The 20,038-nt window shown below is 71.4% G+C and carries 6 protein-coding genes and 1 pseudogene; 5 read left to right on the top strand and 2 right to left on the bottom strand.

The annotated features are described in order from the left end of the window. Window positions 1-26: 26 nt before the first annotated feature. Window positions 27-6,281: pseudogene (locus SM447_RS27290) on the top strand (toxin glutamine deamidase domain-containing protein); the annotation flags it as partial. A gap of 3,741 nt (window positions 6,282-10,022) precedes the next feature. On the opposite strand, the gene SM447_RS27285 reads toward SM447_RS27290, so the two are convergent. Beyond that, window positions 10,023-10,415 carry a hypothetical protein gene (locus tag SM447_RS27285; protein WP_474575783.1) on the bottom strand — a complete coding sequence of 131 codons (393 nt, stop codon included), beginning with the start codon at window positions 10,413-10,415 and terminating at the stop codon, window positions 10,023-10,025. Between SM447_RS27285 and SM447_RS27280 the strand changes: the two genes are divergently transcribed. Genes SM447_RS27280 through SM447_RS27270 form a run of 3 tightly spaced genes read left to right on the top strand, consistent with a single transcriptional unit; the run spans window position 10,308 to window position 18,515 of the window. After that, on the top strand, window positions 10,308-16,727 hold the full coding sequence (locus SM447_RS27280; protein WP_474575782.1) for a toxin glutamine deamidase domain-containing protein: 6,420 nt from the start codon (window positions 10,308-10,310) through the stop codon (window positions 16,725-16,727). The two genes, SM447_RS27285 and SM447_RS27280, sit on opposite strands and share 108 nt — an antisense overlap. 2 nt (window positions 16,728-16,729) lie before the next feature. Further along, window positions 16,730-17,599, top strand: a complete 870-nt coding sequence (locus SM447_RS27275) for a DUF6406 domain-containing protein (protein WP_474575742.1) — start codon at window positions 16,730-16,732, stop codon at window positions 17,597-17,599. Window positions 17,600-17,645: 46 nt separating this feature from the next. Then, a complete protein-coding gene (locus SM447_RS27270) occupies window positions 17,646-18,515 on the top strand; it encodes a DUF6406 domain-containing protein (protein ID WP_474575741.1) in 870 nt (289 codons plus the stop codon). A gap of 17 nt (window positions 18,516-18,532) precedes the next feature. On the opposite strand, the gene SM447_RS27265 is transcribed toward SM447_RS27270, so the two are convergent. Further along, a complete protein-coding gene (locus SM447_RS27265; RefSeq protein ID WP_474575740.1) occupies window positions 18,533-19,075 on the bottom strand; it encodes a hypothetical protein in 543 nt (180 codons plus the stop codon). A 67-nt stretch (window positions 19,076-19,142) separates the two neighbouring features. On the opposite strand from SM447_RS27265, the gene SM447_RS27260 reads away from it, so the two are divergent. Further along, window positions 19,143-19,394 (top strand): SCO4848 family membrane protein, encoded by a 252-nt coding sequence (locus SM447_RS27260; protein WP_474575739.1) that lies wholly within the window; start codon window positions 19,143-19,145, stop codon window positions 19,392-19,394. The last annotated feature ends 644 nt before the right edge of the window (window positions 19,395-20,038 follow it).

Here is a 20,038-nt window from a genome sequence, read left to right as displayed (position 1 = left end):
CGACATCGGACAGAGGAGCTTTCGGGGTGGCGGTACCCAATCCCAGGAACTCGCTGGGCGAGTACGCATGGGTCTGGGACGCCATCTGCTGGGTCAGCGCGGGGGAGGCGTGGCCCAGCGGCGACGAGGATCGGATGCGGGAACTGGCCGACGCCTGGCAGGCGTTGGCGGACACGGTCAGCGAGACGCTCGGTCAGGCCGACCCGGCGGTGATGAAGATCCTGCAGAGCTGGGGCGGTGGTGCCGGCGAGGCGTTCGGCGGGTTGTGGAACCAGATCGGTGTCGATCCGAACACCGGCCTGCCGCTGATCCAGGAAATCTCCGCCGCGTACGCCGCCGGCTGTGACCAGGCTGCCCTGGAGATCGAGTACGCGAAGCTGACCGTGCTGATCGCGGTCATCATCACCGTCATCGCGGTCTTCGTCGCGCTTCTGATGGCCTGGTTGGGCGGGGTCTCGGCCGGTGCCATCCCGGGCATCCTGGCCGGTGGTCGGCAGGCGGTGACGATCGCCTTCCGGCGGTTGATCGCCCAGATGGGCCGGCAACTGCTCACCCGGGCCGGCATGCGGGCGGCCCTGCGGCTGGCCGGCACCCGGATCGGACAGGCGGTCACCAGCCAGGGCTTCCGGCAGGGTCTGAACCGTCTCGGCCGCGAACTGCTGGAAGAGATCGGCGAAGAGCTGATCATCGACGTCGGTGCCCAGGCATACCAGATGCACAAGGGCGAGCGACGGCAGTGGGACGGCGCCCGGACTCTCACCGCCGGCGTGGGCGGTGCCTACGGCGCGGTGCTCGGTACCGGCATGAACTGGGCCGGTCGGCGGGCGGCACCCCGCATGCCGTTCTCGTTCAGCCCGTCGCAGCTCTCGTTCCGAGGCAGCGGCATGGTTCGCTGGGGCAGCAGGAGCCTCACCTCCGGTGCCCAGAACGCGATCATCTCTCCGGCCGCCAGCGTCCTCGCCAACGGCACGGTCAACGGGCAGTGGGCCATGCCGGGCGCGGATGCCTTCCTGGGCGGGTTCGCCAGCGGTGCCGGCCGCACCGGCGCGACCCTCGCCGGCGGCGCCACCGGCAATCTGATGGCTCGGGGCACCAACCTGGCCCTCGGCGGGATGGGGATCGACCTCGCGCCCGGTGCCGGGCCCGCTGCGGGAGGGCTCGGCCCGGGCCTCGGTGCCGGGGGTGCGAACGGCCTCGGCGACCTCGGCGGTACCAATGGCGCAGGTGCCGGCGCGACCGGTGGTTCCACGTCCGGTGCCGGCTCGGCCGGTGGCGGTGCGGGCTCGGCGTCCAGTGGGGGTTCGGCCGCCTCCGGTGGCGACAGCGGGACGAGCGCTGGCGGGTCCGGTTCGGACGGTGCCGGAAACACGGGCGGGGCGGGCGGTACCTCCGGTGCCGGCACGACCGATACGGGTGGTGGCACCACGCAGAACGGCACCGGCACGGTCCCGGGCAGCGGAGCCGGCTCGATCAGCCTCACGCCTCCGTCGGTGGATGCTCCGGTGTCCCCGACCGGCGACGCTGCCGCCACACCGACCGTGGATGGTGCTACCCCCACCGGTGAGCCGGCCACGACCGACGGCGTGTCGCGCGCTGACGGCACCACGGGGAGTCTGGCGGGTGTGCCGGCCGACGTGGTGGGCACGGACCCGAACGGCTTGCCGAGCGACGGCACCCGGGTCGGAGATGCCGACAGCAACGGCCAGGCCGGCGCGCCGGAGGGCCGGGGTGCACCGGTCACCGACGCGCCGGGCACCGTCCGGACCGCCGTCGACACCGAAGCCAGCGCCAGCGACCGGACGACGAGCGGGGCGACGGACCAGACCGGCGGCGGACAGGTTGCCGGACCGCGAACGGAAGCCACCACGACCCCGCCCGGCGGCGTCACCACGAGCCCGCCGGGCGACGCCACCACTGGGCCTGGCCGCACGGTGACCGACACCCCGATGCGTGACGGCACCGACGCCGGTCCGGTCGACACGGGAAGTCCGTCCGTCACCGCGGACGCGCCACCCGCCGTGCTGCCCGGGATGACCCCGGTGGCCGCGCCGCCCGCCGCACCTGTGGTCGGGGCGCCGGTCGGCAACACGACGCCGACCGGCCCTACCGCCCCGGCGAACCCGGTGCCCGCGACCGGCACACCCGCCGCGACCGGCCCGCAGCCTGCGAGCACTCCCAACGCCGCGACGTCGACCGCCACCGGCACGCCGACGACCGGCACGAACACCACGCCCGCCACCGGGAACACCACCACGCAGCCCACCGCCGGCCGAGGAACAACCGTCGGGCCCGTCGTCAATCCCGCGGCGGCGAACACGGCAGGCTCGATCTCGCTCGCTCCGGCTGCCAACCCGACCACGGCCAACCCCGCCCAGCCCGCCAGTTCCACCACCCAGCAGGTCGGGTCCCCCCAACAGCCAGGCGTACCGGCGAACACGCAGGACAGCCAGGCCCAGCCAGCGCCGTCCCCCGGCCGACCGGACCCGCGTACCCCGGTCGACGCGCTCGCCCCGACGGTGCCGGCACAGACGGCGGGCATCGAGCCGACGACGGCCTCTCCGGACGCCACTCCCGCTCCCGACACCGAGATTGATCCGAACTCGGACCGGGCCGATCCCGCTCAGCGGACCGCCGACGGACCGGTCGTGGTCCCGGTGCCCACCAGTACCGGGACCCTGCACGGCGATCCGACCACGCCGCGCGCCGAGACGGGTCGGGTCGACCCGCAGACCCTCAAGCGTTCGGAGGGGCCGACCGGCCGCGGTACCCACAGCTGGCACCTGAACCCGACGTCGGTGGACGGCGACCCCAACGGTCCAGAGGCGGAACGCGTCCTGATCGAGGCGTCACGGACGCTGGCCGAGACCGTCCGCAGAGAGGTCAAGGCGGGGACGGTATCCAAGGGCAAGCAGCCCGGCATGGCCGGCGCGTTGCTGATGCCCAACGGCGACATCACGACGCACACCAGCATGACCGCCGACAAGAGCACCAACCCGGCCACCCAACCGGCCGTCCATCCGCTCGCCCAGGCCGCGCTCGATCGAACGGCAGCCGCACTTGGTAAGGGTGCAGGGAAAGGACACGGCAAGTGCGCCGAGGTGGCCCTGGTCTCCGATCAGCTCTACCTGCTTGAGCAGCAGTGGCGGGAGGCGGGCGAACCAGGCAGTTTCGAGCAGTATGCGCTGGACGCTCTCCAAGGCGCCAAGATCGTCACGCACCAGATCAAGCCCGCTTTCTCCAATAAGGTTGCCTACGACCTCGGGCACTATCGGCCACCGTGCAGCTCCTGTGCGCATGTCCTGCCGCAGCTGAACGTTGAACCGATTACCGACCCGGAACGGGACGTCAGCGTCTACCAGCCGTCTGTACCGGGCATGGTGGGAAATGGGCCGCCGTTGAGCCAGTTCCGGCCATACGGTCGGCCGGATGGCCTGGTGCCTCCGGATCAGGCTGATCAGGACGCCCTCGACTCAGCCGTTCCTCGGGACGCAGGCACGGGGCGTCCGGTCGTCCACCCTGATCCTCGCGTCGGCCGGTGGGCGAATTTGATCAATGACGGTGGGCCAACCGTGGCCGGCCGGGACAACAACTGCGCCGACGTCGGACTCTCCGTCCTGTCCGCCTGGTTCGGTCGGCCCGAGGTCGCGGCACCAGCCGCGCCCTCGGCCAGGGTCGAGACCGGCAGCACGGCCCGGCAGGAGCAAGCACTCGGGGCGCCCTTCACCCATCAGGGCACCGGAACAACCGCGCTGGACGCCGTCGCCGAGGCTCTCCGGGCGGCGGGTCCGGGATCCGCCGCGTTGATTGTCACCAGTTGGGCTGACGGAACTGGCGCACACACCTGGAACGCCGTCAACCATGAAGGCACGATCATCTGGCTTGACGGCCAGAATCAATTGATTTCCGACAGCGTGCCGCCACATGCCGCACGGGTGGATGGCGTCTGGTCGATCGTGCTGGATGCCGAGGGCGATCCGGTGCACAGGTCCGCGCCCGAAGTCAGCCCACCGGCTCCGGTTCCGCCGGCCTCGACCGCGGACCCATCGGCGGACGGACGGGACCGGAACACCGACCCGGCCGGCCGTCCCGTTGCCGACGTCGACCCGAGCCGCTCGGACCCCACGCCGGGTAGTCCGACACCTGAAGGCGACCTGGGGTCGATGGAGGTGCAGCCCGCCCATGCCGATGAGCAGGGAGGAAGCCCGGCAGCTGATGACCAGGCTGCTGGGGACGGACAACCCGGTGGCGGTGTTCCCGTTCGAGTTCGGCTGGGCAGCCCAGGAGACGCTCTCCCCGCAGCAGCGGACGCAGGGCCGGCAACTGGGCCAGGGGGTCTTCATCATCGATCAGACGGGAGTGGTGACCGTGCATCCCAGCCTGCCGCCACCGCTGATCATGAAACGGTACGCGGCGGCCCGACGGAAGGGCCGGACCACCGGCCGGCAGGTCTGGCCGACCCCGGACCCGACGGACTGAACGACTCCGACGCCGCACCCGATGGTGATCCCGCCGGAAGTCCCTACCTGGACGGGCTCCCGGACACCGACCGGGCCACCCTGCTCGACGTCCTGACCGAGGCGCGGACGGACGCCGACCAGATCCTGGCCGACCTGCACAGCGTGAACGCCGAGGTGAACGCGCAGCTCGGACTGACCGGTGCGGACGCGTTGAGCACGCTCGGCGAACAGCACCGCGTCAAGGGTGCCGAGTCTCTGGCCCGCAAGTACCGCACCGAGCTGGAACCACTCGGGTACGACATCGGTTCGGCCCTGGACACCGTCAACGACGTGGTGCGGTTCTCGGTGCGGGGACCGGAGTCCGAGGCGTACGGGCCGGCGGTGGACGCGCTGCTGTCCACCTTGGAGGCGCAGGGCTACCAGGTCACCGACCTGAAGAACTTCTGGCATCCGGGAAACCGGTTCTTCGGCTTGAACTGCACGCTGACGGCACCGTCCGGGCGTACCTTCGAGCTGCAGTTCCCGACCGCGACCAGCTACAACGTCGGCAAGCAGACGCACGACCAGTACGAGGTGATGCGCGATCCGGCACAGTCGCCGGCCGCCCGCGTCCACGCGTTCCTCGACATCCTGGCCGTCAACAGGGCCTACGGCATCGCGGCGAGCATGCCGGGGGGCATGGACAGCGCCCGGTTCGACACGCCGAAGGACACCAGCTTCGCAAAGTGGATGGGCTCGCCGCGTCAGGCGAGTATTCGGGAGTCGTACCTCGACTGGCTCGGACAGCAGGGGCTCACGTTCGCCGACGTGCTCGCCGCGCGAGGATTGGCCGTGTCCGACCTGCCGGGTCTGGACCCTGACCTGATGGGGGGCGTGCATGGCACCGCTGACGTTCGGCTACTTCCTCCTTCGGAGACCGGACAATCCGGCCGGCCCGCCGGTAAACCTGATCGCGGAGGCGAACAGCGCGGGCCCGACCCAGGCGGTGACCTGGGACCGGCAGCGGCAGGCGTGGACGTTCCGTCCGGACGTGGCGGCGGCGATCCTGTGGGCGAATCCGGAACGCCACGAGATCGAGGAGGTCGACCGGGCGACGGCCGAGCGCCAGGTGGCGCACTTCGCGACGGAGCCGTTGCCGACGGAGGTCGAGTTGACGGAGATCTGCCGCTCGGCGGCCTGACCGTCGATCCGTCCTCGTCGGTGCCGCTCGACACCGACCACGGGCTGGCGCAGACCCGGCGGCTCGGGCCGGGTGAACTGGCGCCGTTGGAGGATCCGAGCCACCAGTGGGACGTCGAACGGAGCCTGCGCACCCCCGACGGGTACGCGGTGTTCGCGGACCCCTCGACGCATCCGTACGGCCAACTGGTCAACGACGGCGGGACGAACCAGCCCGGTCGCGCCAACAACTGCCTGGACTGCTCGCTCTCGGCGCTGTCCAGCTTCTACGGCGACCCCCGGGTCTCCTTCCCCCGCTGGGCGGACATCCGCCCGGACGGCTCGATCGAGACCGTGACCGGTGAGGCGAGTGGACTCGACCGAGCCGAGGAGTGGCTCGGCGTCGAATGGTCAGGTGGGTCGGAGGGGCTGCCCACCACACCGGCCGAGCACGCGGCGGCGGTGGCCGACCAGTACGCGCAGCTTCATCAGCGTGTCGCGGCGGCCGGTCCCGGCTCGGCGGCCCTCGTCGTGGCCGAATGGGTCAGGACGGATCCCCGCACCGGTGAACTCGTCCTGGACCGGGGACACGTGCAGGTTCAGGATTCGCACGCCTTCGTCCTGGTGTACCCGGAGGGGGCCGACGGGCCGGTCTGGTGGGATCCGCAACGGGGGACGACGTGGCCGCAGCCCCCGGCCGCGTACCTGGCTCAGACGTATGCGCTGTGGTCGATGGAGATCACGGCGGAAAGGGTTTCCGATGACGGAGGACGAGGCGCTGACGTTGATCAGACGCCTGCTGGGCACGGCGAACGAGATCGAGCTGCACCCGTTCGAGTTCGGCTGGCTGGCGAAGGAGCAGCTGTCACCACAGGAACGGGCGGAGGGCAGGCAACTGGGCCACGGGAGCTACATCATCGACCGGACGGGAGTGATCACCGCTCAGATGAGTTTGCCGGTACCGCTGCTGATCACGGAGTACACGCAGGCCCGCCGGGAGGGCCGGATGACGGGTCGACAGGTCTGGCCGACGGAGGAACCGACGGCCTGACGGCGCCGGACGAAACGGCCGCGGGGGTCGGGCCACCGCCGGTGGCGGGCCACTCCAGTCCCGTGGCCGACCCCGACGGTCCCGACCTGCGGCAGGCAGCATCCGGTACGACCTTCGGTGGCGCGCTGCTCGACCCCGACCCCGGGCGTACCGCGACCGCCGTCGAGGCGGCACTGTCCGCAGGACCACTGCCCGACGGGGCCGGTGCCGACCCGGCCACCGCCACGGTCACCCTGGCCACCCTCGACGGCCCCTATCCGGTGCGCGTCGAACTGACCCCGGCTGCGGCCGACGCGTCGGTCGTGCCGGTGGCCACCATCCGCTACACCTCCGACGGGGCCGTCGTGGAGGTGTCGACGAGCGCCCACCCGGACCACGTCCGGCGGGCGGTGGCGGCGGCGCTCGCCGAGGTGGACACCGTCGCCCAGCAACGGTCCGAAGGGCTGCGGTTCGACGCCACCACCGCACTCGCCGAAGGGGCCCGGCCGGAGGGCGACGGCACCCGCGTACTGACCGCGCGGGACATCGGCCGGCTGGCCGAGCTGCGGGTGGTGCTCGCCGACAGCGCCACCGTCACGGATCCGGGAACCGCCGGTCAGCTACGCGCCGAGGCGTTGAGCCTGCTCGTCGCCTCCGGCCTGCTCGAACAGGAACCGGCGCACCTCGTGCACGGGCTCGGCAGCAACACGCCGGTCGTCGGGCCGGAGGCGGCCCGCGCCCGCCTCGACCTGATCCGCCACCACCTGGGTCCGATCGCCGCCGAGATCGACAGCCTGATCGGGCTCGCGCAGAGCGACGGGCGGCAGCTCGTGGCGGACATCCGAGCGGCCCAGTCGGCGGTCCGGGCCGAGGCTCGGGCCTGGGCACAGCAGGCCACCGAACTGCGCGACCAGGCCGACCTCGCGCTGACCACCCGGGTGGACGCGACCCTGGGCGTGGCACCCGACCACGTCTTCGACCGACTCGTCATCGGTGGTGGCTGGGCCGCGACCGCCGACTTCGTCACCATGGGGGCTTCCGCCGACGCCGGCCACGGCCTGCCGCCGGTGCTCTGCATCTCGCAGGGACACGACCCGTGGGCGGAACGCCAGGCGCTGCTGATGGGACAGGTCCCGTCGGAACTGGAGATCCCCGGCCTGCCGTTCCAGCCGGGTGACCTGGCCGAGGAGGGCACCCAGTTCACCCCCTCCGACGTGTTCGCCGACGCGGTGGGCGCGGCGCGTGCGCTCTCCGGCATGCCGACCTACCAGGGCACCGCGACCTCGATCACGCCCCGACCGGCCGACGCCACGGGCTGGCCCGACGGCGCCAACTTCCGAGTGACCGTCAACGGCCGGGCCTTCTACACCACCTCCGTCGACATCGCCAGTGGGCCGGGGCCGTCCCGGGTACCGAGTGTCCCGGCCAACGCCACCGGCAGCTACGTCGACCCGACCACCGGCTACCGCGTCGAACGATCCGCCAGCGCGGCGGCGTTCCATGACCCGGACGGCAACCCGATCGCACCGGAGACCCTGCCGCCGGCCGTACGAGCGGTCCTGGGTGGACCGGGCACGAACCGGTCGGACCTGCCGCTGCTCGCGGATCTGAGCGGGCGGCCCACCGATCCGCTGGTGGTCGATCCGACCTCCGGGTACACCGTGGACGTCACGACCGGCCAGGTTTCCGACCCCGACGGCACGCCCGTGGACGTTGGTGCCGTGCCGGCCGAGGTCGGGGCCCGGTTGGGCTTCGCTCCGGACGGTTCCTTCCGTGATCCCCGGCCGTCCGCGCCGCCGGTCGACTTCGGCGGGCAGAACCTCGCCGACGCCTACCGTCCCGGGGACCGGGTGCTCGTCTTCGGTGCGGGCGCGTCCGGTGCGTGGGACATCGAGCAGGCCGTGGCCTCGGCCGCCGCGAGCGTCGACTGGTCGGCCCGCGCGATGGATCCGCCGCCCGACCAGCTCACCGGTGATCCCGTCCAGGACGCGGAGGCACGCCTGCGGCACAGCTTCGGGGGTGGCTACAACCGGCGGAACACGCTGCCCGATGTGGGTGCCTACGCCGACACGGTGCAGAGCCAGGTCGACCGTTCGTTGCGGGAGATCGTCAGCCTCCGGCACACCGTCGACGGTGGCTTCCAGGTGGAGTTCACCGACGGCAGCCGACAGACGTACGACCGGGTGGTGCTCTCGATCGGCCAGGCAGCCGAGTTCCCCGGCGGTGTCGCCGACCTGCTGCCCGACATGGACCTCGCCCCCATCGAAGGGCTGGCCACCGAACCGGTAGGACCCGCCGACGTGCTGGGACTGCGAGACGACAGTGGTCAGCTGCGCGTTCTCGGGGCGGCGAGCGTGGCCGGCCCGGTCATCAGCAGGGTCGACGAGACGGTGGAGGGGGCGATCCGCCGCCAGGCGGCGGCCCTACCGGCCGATTCCCGGGGCATCGCACCCAGCATCCGGTTCCATGCTCAGCGGATCGCCGAGGCCAACCGACCGGGACCGCCGGCAGCCACGAGCGACGGCCCGACCCTGCCCGGTCCCCCGGCCGGCCCGGACGCCTCAGACGTCGTCGTATCTCGGGGGACCCTCCCAGGCCCAGCGGACGTCGAGCCAGGGCAGCGGTCCGTACCGGTCGAGGAGACGCTGCCCGAGAGCGGGCACCTCGACCCAGGTCGGCCTGCCGTCGATGTCCTGGCCGATGCCGTACGGCAGGATCTCGGCCCGGTTGCGGTCCAACTGGACGTAGCGCAGCCGGGGGAGGTTGCGGCTGGCCGCCAGCGCCTCGACCCCCTCGGCACCGATGTCGCAACGGGACAGGCCGAGCCAGCGCAGCCGGCCCAGGCAACCGGAACCGGCGAGGTGCCGCACACCGGCGTCGCCGATGGGATTTCCGCCCAGGTCCAGTCCGACCAGCGTCCCCAGCAGGGGCAAGGCGGCGATGTCGGCGGTGTGTCCGGCGACATCGGTCAGCACCAGGTGACGGACGGGAACGGTACGCCAGACCTCGATCCCGTGGTCGAGGAAGGCGCCGGCGCGCATGGTGACCGACTCGACGAAGCCGCGCCGCAGCCGCCAGCCGTCGACCAGATGCGCGACCGGCCGGGCGAGCCGTGGCCCGACTCTTTGCCGGAGCAGCAGACGTCGTGGGGTACTCCCGCCGGCGAGGTCGAGGCGGATCAGCTCGGCGTGCTCGGGGTCGGAGGCTTCGACGGCGTCGGCGTAGCGTCGCCGCAGGTCGAGGTCGTCGGGGTCGACGAGGATGGCGGCGTAGAGGTCGGCGGACGTGGCCATGACGGCAGCGTATCGACGGACGGCCCGGTCACCGCCGGTGCCGATCCGACCTCGACGTCCCCTCAATCCCGGTCCGAGCCGTCCTCAGACCTCCTCCCAGCCGACACCGAGCCAGTGCCATCCCCATTGGACGTCGAGCCAGGGCAGGGCTCCGTACCGGGCGATCAGTTCCTGCCCGAGCGGGGGCATCTCGACCGACATGGGCTTCCCGTCGATGTCCTGTCCGTGGCCCCGGGCAGTGACCTCGACGGGGTTGCGTCGCAGGTCGACGTAGCGCAGGGCGGGCAGGTTGCGGGAGGCGGCCAGGGCCTCGGCTCCGGCCGCACTGATGCCGCAACGGGCCAGGCCCAGCCAGCGCAACCGGCCCAGGTGCGGGGAGCCGACCAGCGTGGCGAGCCCGTCGTCGCCGATCGGGTTTCCGCGCAGGTCGAGGGCGACCAGCCGGTTGAGACAGGTGACCTGGGCGACGTCCGGCATGAGTCCGGCGGCTTCGACCAGGACCAGGTGGCGGACGGGGTGGTGGGCCCAGATCTCGTCGCCGTGGTCGATGAAGGTGCGGGCGGCCATGGTGACCGACTCGATCAGGCCATTGCGGATCCGCCAGTCGACGAGCAGGTGGGCGACGGGATCGGCGAGGCGCGGGTGGATCCGCCGGTGCAGCAGCATGATCTCTCGGGTATTGCGGATTCCGGCGAGGTCGAGGCGGATCAGCGCGGCGTGTTCGGGGTCGGCGGTTTCGATGGCGTCGGCGTAGCGCCTTCGCAGGTCGAGGTCGTCGGGGTCGGCGAGGATGGCGGCGTAGAGGTCGGCGGGCGTGGCCATGACGGCAGCGTATCGACGGACGGCTCGATCACCGCCGCCGCTGGCCCGTCGTTGCCGGAGAGCCGACGGTTCGGCCCGGGTGAGCTGGCACCGCTGGAGGACCCACGCTTCCAGGACGATCTCGCGGCGAGCCTCGCCACCCCGCAGGGGTACGCGGTCTTCGCGGATCCGTCGACTCACCCGTACGGACTGCTGGTGAACGACGGCGGACCGGAGCAGCCCGGTCGCGCCAACAACTGCCTCGACTCGTCGCTGGCGGCACTGGCCAGCTTCCACGGCGACCCGCAGGTGTCCGTGCCGCGCTGGGCGGACCGATTCGAGGACGGCTCGATCGACCGCGTCTCCGGTGAGCGGGGTGGGCTGGAGCGCGCCGAAGCCTGGATCGGCGGGCAGTGGCTCGGCGGTACCGGCAATCTGCCGACGGACCTGTCCGCCCGTACCGACGCGGTGGCCGCCCAGTACGCGGACCTCTACCGGCAGGTGGCGGAGGCCGGCCCGGGAGCCTCCGCGCTGGTGGTGGCGGACTGGCTGCTCCTCGACCCGGCCGGGAACGTGGTCCTCGACGAGGCCGGCCAACCCGAGGTCGACGGCTCACACGCCTTCGTGATCGTCTTTCCGGCAGGCGCCGACGCCCCGGTGTGGTGGGATCCGCAGACCGGGACGACGTCGACGGAGATGCCGGCCGCCGATGTGCGGGAAACCCACGCCCTCTGGGCGATGATGGTGCCTGACGGAGAGGGGCGAGTTGACCGAGGACGAGGCGCTGACATTGATCAGCCGGCTGCTGCGGACCCGGAATCCGATAGTGCTTCGGGAGTTCGAGTTCGGCTGGCTGGCCCGGGAGAGACTCTCGGAGCAGGAGCGGGCCTCGGGGATGCACGTGGGCCAGGGGAGCTACATCATCGACCGGTCGGGAGTGATCACAGCGCACACCAGCCTGCCACCGCGTCGGGTGATGGAGGAGTACGCGCAGGCGCGACGCGAGGGCAGGATCAAGGGTCGCCAGGTGTGGCCCGAGGTGGATCCGACGGTCTGACCCGGTCCGAGGGCACTCCGGCCGCGCCTTCGCCGGACGGCGGCGGTTCCGCACCGCTGGACTCGCCGTCAGACGTAACGCAGCGCGGGCAGGTTGTGGGTGGCGGCGAGGGCCTCGGCCCCGACCGGGCCGATGCCGCGGGTGACTCGATTACTGCCGGTGCGGTTCCGGGCTCCACCTTCCACGGTCTGGGCCGACCGGTCGCCGACCCGGCGGCGGTGCTGGATCTGGCCCGGTCCGCGCTGCCGCAGATCGCCCCGTACGCCCAGGTGGACGCGGTGGTCGCGGTCGGACCGGATCTGTTCGAGATCCGCTCGGCCGGGCAGCACCCGCTGACCGTACGGCTCACCAGTGGCCCGTTGGGCGACGGTCTGGTGGCCCGGTCGAGCCGTGACCCGGACGGCGCCTTCACCGTCACCGTTTCCGACCGGGCCGCCGACCAGGTGGTGGCGCGGGCGCTCGCGCACGAGGTCGCCGAACTGGTGGCGCTGCACGAGTCCGGTCGGGCGCTGGTCGGCCCGTTGGACCCGGGCAATGTCCAGGGCCCGATCGATCCGGCCGGACTGACCGCCCACGATCGAGGGCGGATGGCGGAGATCCGGCTACTCGCCGCCACGTACGCCGACGTCGACCCGGCCGCCCGACCGGCCGTACGCGCCGAGATCGACGCCCTCGCCGGTCACCTCGGCCTACGCGTCGGCGACCCGGACGTCCGGTCGCGGTGGGCACTCATCCCACGCGACGTGCTGGCGCACCTGATGCAGCTCAGTGTCCCTTCGATCACGCCCGAAACGGTCTCCACGGTGCTGGCGGGTGCCGCCACCCTCACCGAGGTCGAGCGGATCAGGATGATCGACTACCGGGCCCGGCTGGCGCCGGACTTCCAGGTGCCCCAGCAGGCTGACCTGGACACCCGGCTGCGGGAACTGGCGACCGAGGCCGAACACGCGCAGTCTGGTATGCCGCGGATGCCCGCCTTCGCCGGGCAGATCGTCGGCATCCCGCAGGCCCAGCTCAACCGGATCCGGGCGGTGGATCCGCAACTCGCCGACCGGCTCACCACCGAGGGCATCTACGTCGACCTCACCGGCCGTTACGACCTGCGCCCGTACATGGTGCCGGGCGTGCCCGCCGTCGATCTCGGCGCCGCGCGCCCGGCGTTCGACCTGACCGGCGAGGCCGGGCGGCGCGCCCAACTGCACGAGGACCGGCAGCGCGCTCGGGCCGCGCTGCGCAGCCTCCGTGGTGACCAGGCGGCGGCCCTGCTCGCCGGACACGACTTCCACTACCAGGGAACCGCCAGGTGGATGGGCCTGGTGCCGGACGTCCTGACCGAGGCCCTGCGCAGCATCACTCCGGCGCCCACGACCACCGCCGCCACCGTGGAGAACTCCGCGACCCAGGAGTCGTCCGCAGAGATCCGGGTCGCGGCCGACCGGGTGACCCTGCCGCCGGAGTCGGCCAGCCAGCCTGGTCCGGTCTACGGGCCGGCGTTGGACGCTCGCACCGGGCAGCCGCCGCCACTGTTCGACGGGCCACCGAAGCGGGAGGACGTGCAGCAGGGCGCGCTCGGCGACTGCGGCATGATCGCCGTGATCGGTTCGGTCGCCGGTCACCTGCCGGACACCGTCGCGCGGATGTTCCACCCGAATCCGGACGGCTCGGTCGACGTGGTGCTGCACGAAACAAGTGGACCCGGCCGCACGATCACGCCGACCGGCCGTCAGCTGCGGGTGACCGTCTTCCCCGACGTGCCGTTGCACCCGAACTCGAACGGCCACAGCGCGTACGCCGACCAGTCCACGGTCGGCGCGTCCTGGGCGTCGCTGCTGGAGAAGGCGATCGCGGCGATCGACCGTACCTGGACGCAGCAACGGCACGACCAGTGGCAGCAGCAATGGACCGCCCGACCGGGCGTGGACGCCGCCCAGGCGGCTCCGCTCGGCTACGCCCGACTGGACAACGGCAGCAGCCGCCTGGTGCAGGCGGAGTTGCTCAGCCAGCTCACCGGCCTGCCGACCGGCGTCAGTGAACTCGACCCGACACCGGGTCGGGAGGCCGACGCCGAGGCGCGGCTGGCGGCCCTGCTGGCCGCCGGCAGCCCGCTGATCACCGGCACCCGGCCGGCCGCCGCCTACGCGGCCCAACCGGGCGGCAAGCCGCCGTACGGGCTGGTCGCGGGGCACGCGTACGAGATCGTTTCGGTGGCGAACGGCGAGGTGCAGCTGCGCAACCCGTGGAATTCGAGCCATCCGTCGCCGATGCCGCTGCGCGCCTTCCTCGACCTGATGAGCCCCTGGTACGCCCACGTCGAGTTGGCGCGTAGCACCGTGACGGCGCTGCCCGGCTCGGCGTTCCACGGTCAGGGTCGACCGGCCGCCGACATGCCGGCCGTGGTGGACCGGGCCCGAACGGTGCTACCGACCCTGGCGGAGCAGATCGGAGCGGAACAGGTCGTGGCGGTCGGGCCCGAGGCCTTCGAGCTGCGCGCGACCGGTACGGAGCCACTGCGAGTCCGGGTCACCGCCGCCCCGTTGGCCGACGGCGTCGTGGCGCAGACCATCCGCAACCTGGACGGCACCTTCACCCTCACCGTCTCCGACCGCGCCGGAGACATGGCGGTCGACCGCGCGGTGGCGCACGAGACCGCGGAGCTGCTGGCCCGGCACGAGAACAACGAGGCCAGGGCCGGGCTCTTCGACCAGGGCGCCGCCGAGGCACCGATCGATCCGGGCGGCCTGTCGGTCCGGGACCGGGGCAGGGTGGCCGAGCTGCGCCTGATGGCCGCCTGGTACGCGCAGGCCGACACCGCCGCCCGGCTCGCCCTGCGAGCCGAGATCGACACCCTGGTCGACCGGCTGGGCCTCCGCTGGGGTACGCCCGACGCAGCCGCCCGCCTCGCGGTCCTGCCCACTGACGTGTGGACCCACGTGATGCAGCTGAGCCTGCCGGTGATCACACCGGAGGCGGTGGCGGATGCCCTGGCCTTCAAACCCGACCAGACGGCGGTCGAGCGGTTCCGTGCGATCGACTATCGCGCCCGGCTCGCTCCCGACTTCCAACCGCCGCCCGCCGCCGAGCTGGCCGCGAAGCTGCGTGAGCTGGCCGTTCACGGGGAGCGTAGCCAGTCCTCCCTGCCCCGAATGCCCGCCCTGGCCGGGCAGGTCATCGGTCTGCCGCCGAACCTGCTGGACCAGGTCCGTCAGGTCGACCCACGACTCGCCGACCGACTCGCCACCGAGGGTGTGTACGTCGACCTGACCGGCCGCTTCGACCTGCGCCCCTACACCCTCGACGGCGCCCCCGAGTTCACTCTCGAGAGGTCGGCGCCCGCGTACGACCTGAACACCCCGGCCGGCCGGAAGGCGTTGCTGGACGAGGACCGGACGCGGACTTACGCCGCGTTCAACGTCGAGTACGGGTCGAATCCTGCCGCCGTGGCCGTGCTCGCCACGCACAGCTTCCACTACCTGTCCGACGCACGGCGGATGGGACTGGTGCCGACGGCGCTGACCGAGGCGCTGCAGGCGATGATGCCACCCGACCCGGCCGCCGAGGCCGAGGTCACCCCGACGGTGACGGCGGGCGAGGTCGCCGTGATGGCCGACCGGGTGACCCTGCCCGACCCAGACCCCGATTATCCGATCGAGTACGGTCGCCCCCTGCTCCCCGCAACGGGCCAGCCGGCACCGCTCTTCGACGGCCCGCCCGGACAGAATCAGGTGCAGCAGGGCGTACTGGGCGACTGCGGGATGCTGGCCACGATGGCGGCCCTCGCCGGACATCGACCGCAGAGCATCCCCCAGCTGTTCGAGCCGAAACCGGACGGCACCGTGGATGTCCTGCTGCATGAGAGCGTGTTGCGCGGAGACGAGTCGGCGGCGACCGGGCGGCGCATCCGAATCAATGTGCGACCCGACGTCCCAGTTCATGCCGGCAGTTCCTGGGCCGCGTACGCCGACCAGTCAGAAGTCGGCGTCGGGTGGGTGGCGGTGTTGGAGAAGGCGCTCGCTGCGGTGGATCGAACCTGGACCAAGGAGCGGCACGAGCAGTGGCAGCGCGAGTGGCGGGGGTGGGAGAGCAAGGACGACCCGCACCGTGCCGCTCCGATGGGCTACGGGCGGCTCAACGTGGGCAGTACCACTCTGATGCAGGCCGAGCTGCTCACCCAGCTCACCGGCCTGCCGGCCCGGCAGACGCTCCTCGATGGCACGCCGGGGCGAGAGGCGGCGGTCGAGCGTCAACTGGCGGCCCTGCTCGCGGCCGGCAGCCCGATCACCATCGCGACGTGGCCGATGGACAGCTATCCCGGGCGTACCACCTTGCCCTACGGACTTGAAGAAAAACACGTCTACGAGATCCTCGCGGTGCGGGACGGCCAGGTGCAGCTACGTAACCCCTGGAACCGGAAGCACCCACCACCGATGCCGGTGCGTGCATTTCTTGACCTGATGCAGCACTGGTGCGCGCACCTGGAGCAGTCACCGCCTGGCGGTCCGCCGTCCCCTTCGGCGGCCGGTGGCCCCGCAGCGAACGTCCAGCCGTCCGTGCCGTCGCCCCGATCGTCCGCCGAGGAAATCGTCAACCCGCCGCTGGCCGTTCCGAGCCCGGGCTCCCCGCTGATCGATCAGCCCGTCTCGTTGGCTAAGCCCGTGTCACCACCGCGCACTCTTGGTCGCACTCACCTCGATGACGAACGGTACGCGATCAGCTACTTCGCGTTGCTCGCCGGGGACGGTAGCGTGGCTGGCCTGATGGTGTCCGAGGTCGGCGGCCCGGGACGCGCGCTGCACTGGACTGCCAGCGGCCTGGTGCCGGGGCAAGCGACGCCGGCACCGGTGGATCGTGCGGAGGCCGAACGGATCGCCCGCGACGTGCTCGGTTTCGCGCTTCCCGCCGAGCCGGTGCTGTACGACATGCTGGACACCTGATCGTGCCTGAGGGAGCCGGGAGAGAACTGGTGCGCTCGTTTACTCATGTGGCCTCCGTCCGAAATAACACGACGACGCCTGTCGGGCCGGCGCGGTTCGGGGTGCGCTGGGTGGATGTCGGGCCGCCGGTGCGTGCCGAGATCATCGTCATGCCATTCCAGCGCGACGAGAGCTTCGCCCACGAGGTCACGCTCGGCGAGACCTTTCCGGTGGGCGAGGAAACCTGGCGCTTCGCGGATCTGGACATGTCCAGCGCTCACGACTGGAAGGTCACCGTCCGCCGGGTGGACGAGGACGAGGTGATGGAGTCGCCGACCGGCCGGCTGTGGAAACACGCTCGGCTGCGGCCCTACGGCCAACTGGACGAGAACCAGCTCCAGTCCTTGGAGGCCGCGCTCGGGGCCCAGTTGCCGCGGGGCTACCGCATCTGGCTGGGACGTAACAACGGGGCGCAGCCCGAGGTGCCGCACCACATTCCCGGGATGCCGATCGCGCTGCTTCCGCCGGGTCCGCTGTTCGGCGTCCACCCTGAATATCCCCCGTTCGACCTGGTGCACGCCCAGCGTCGACACCGGGACCGCTGGCTGTCACCGGCCTGGCTGGTCATCGCGAAGGCGGTTAGTGGGTTGCTGGTCGTCTCGGCGGAGTTGGGCAACGAGAGCGTCTACTTCGTGCATGATTTCGACCTGGTCGGCCCGGCTGGCCCGGCCGCGACGGCCGCCCGGGAACGGAAGCTCAGGGCGGTGGCCTGGTCGATGCCCGAGTTCATCGGCCGGTTGACCCCGATGGAGCTGGACCACCTGCCTCCGGCGCAGATCCACCCGCCCGGCACGTTCACGGACCCCCGAAACTACGAGAACGGGCAACCATGAGCCCGCCCGCCGGGCCGGCGCTGGGCGAGTTGCTGACCAACTGATCGTGGTGACCAAAGAGCCGGGAGGGCAGTTGCGCTCGTTCACTCATGTGGCCGTCGTCCGGAACAACGCGACGGCGCCTGTCGGGCCGGCCGGGTTCGGGGTGCGCTGGGTGGATGTCGGGCCGCCGGTGCGTGCCGAGATCATCGTCATGCCGATTCGGAGCCAGGACTCCTCGCACCATGAGGTGACTCTCGGCGAGACGTTTCCGGTTGGCGAAGAGACCTGGCGCTTCGCGGACCTGGACATGGCCAGTGCGGACGAGTGGAAGGTCACCGTCCGCCGGGTGGACGAGAACGAGGTGCTGGATCCGCCCACCGGTCGGCTCTGGAAGCCGGCCCGGCTGCGCCCGTACGGGGAACTCGATGAGGCGCAGCTCCAGTCGCTGGAAGCTGCGCTGGGGGTGCGGCTGCCGCCGAGCTACCGGGACTGGCTGCGCCGGACCAACGGGGCGCAGCCGGAGGTGGAGCATCACATCCCCGGCGTGCCGTTCGGTCTGTTGCCGGAGTGTCCGTTGCTCGGGGTGCATCCGGAGTATCCGCCGTTCGACCTGGTGCACGCCCAACGCGTACACCGGGATCCCTGGCTGTCGCCGAACTGGCTGGTGATCGCCCGCCCTTCGGGTGGCCTTCTGGTCATCTCGACGCAGTCGAGTGACGGGGGTATCTACTTCGTGCACGAGATGGATCTGGTCGGGCCGCCCGGCCCACCCGCGTCGGCCGCCCGGGAACGGAAGCTGCAAGGGGTGGCGCGATCGATGGGGTACCTCCTCGGCCGGCTGACCCCGGTGGAGCTGGACCACCTACCGCCAGCCCAGATGGTGCCGCCGGGAACCTTCACCGACCCTCGCAATTACGAGGACGGGCCGAGGTAGCCGGAGAGTGAGGCGCTTCAGCCAAGCCGCGGGAGCATCCCCGCGTACGCGTCACGAACGGCGGTGAGTCGATCCCGCCGGAACCGTCCGGGCTCGCGCTGGTGCAGCTGCCGGCCCCGGTCGGTGGTGAAGGCGTCCGCGGGGACGCTGTCGCCGCCCGACGGGATGAACTTGACGACCTCATCGAGTGCGGCCACGGCCCGGGTCAGCGCGGCCCGCGCCCGCTGCCCGGCCTCGCCGCTCGCGGGTTCCGCCGGGACCTGACCGGCGTACGCGTCGGACACCAGCAGCCACTCTCCCGGGTCGAGCAGCTGTGACGGTTCGTCACCCCCGTAGCGGAACCCGCCGCCGGCCGTGGCAGCCAGGGGCGGCAATCGAAAGACGAACTCCCGAGGCTGGCCGCACTCCGGGCAGGCGCCCGTGTACCGGCTGGCCAGATCACCGTCATCGAGCGCCACGACCGCGCTGTCCCGGGGGAAACGGGCCTCCCCGCAGGCGCACGGGTGCAGGTCCATGTAGAGATGCGCCTCCGCGTTGGTGCGGCTCAGCAGCGGGGTCATGCGCCCACCGTACCGATCGGACACTAATGTCGGCGTCCCCGTCCGGCCGCTGGCATACTCGCCGACCATGGTGTTGTCACGCGGCTGGGCGGTCTTCCTCACCGGGGTCGGGATCTGGACCTGGGTGATCTGGCCGAGGTTCGCGGTGGCCATCTGGAATGACCCCAGGTCGTGGTCAAGCGGTGTTGTCGGAGCCTGGCCGGCGACCAACTTCCTCTGGATACACGCCCTCCTCATCGCGGCGTCGCTGGCCATCGGCACGGCCGTGGGCATGCTGGGCCTTCGCGGATGGCGGGCGTCCCGCCGCGGTACGCGCTGAGCCGATGCCCAAGGACGGTGCAGGCCCGGTGCTGGTTTGGAGGACCTCCGAGGTGTCGGTGCGAAGCCTGGGAGCAGAGTGTGACCGGGACCGCATCGCGCGGATTTGACGATCAACTCGGTGGACGCGTAACTTTCTCTCTGCCAGCGAGGAACGGGCAAACAGGGCGAAAGTCCTAGGGGTCAGGTCCGAGTTGGCACCGGGTTCGCGAGGATCGCTCCTCTGTGGACGCGGCCGGGTGGGGCTCGATCGAACCGCCGAGGGGCGGATTTGGTGGAGCGGAACCGACCGGGTATGGTTGACGACCGGCAGGGCCCCAGGCGCGCTAACGGGTAACCGCAGCGGCTGGCCTGCCAAATCCGATGATCGAGTCAAGCGGGAAGCCGCTGCGCTCGATCGCGGACGCCGAACCGCCTGAAGCGTGACAGACCGGGACAACCCAGTTTGACTCGCCGCAGAGGGTGAGGTAACGTAGTAAAAGTGCCCGGTGCGGTTTGGTCGGGTGTGGTGCCCCGGATGGTGGCCTGCTGTGGTGGGTTGTCTGGTGGTGTGTGGTTGTTCTTTGAGAACTCAACAGGGTGCTTGATAAGCCAGTGCCAAGTTTGTTTCTCGGGCTGGCCAGTTTTTCTGGTTGGTTTGGGGTT

It is taken from the genome of Micromonospora aridisoli (genome assembly GCF_056150025.1).
The sequence above is the reverse complement of the archived record's forward strand: the minus strand, read 5'-3'. Positions and strand labels throughout refer to the sequence as shown.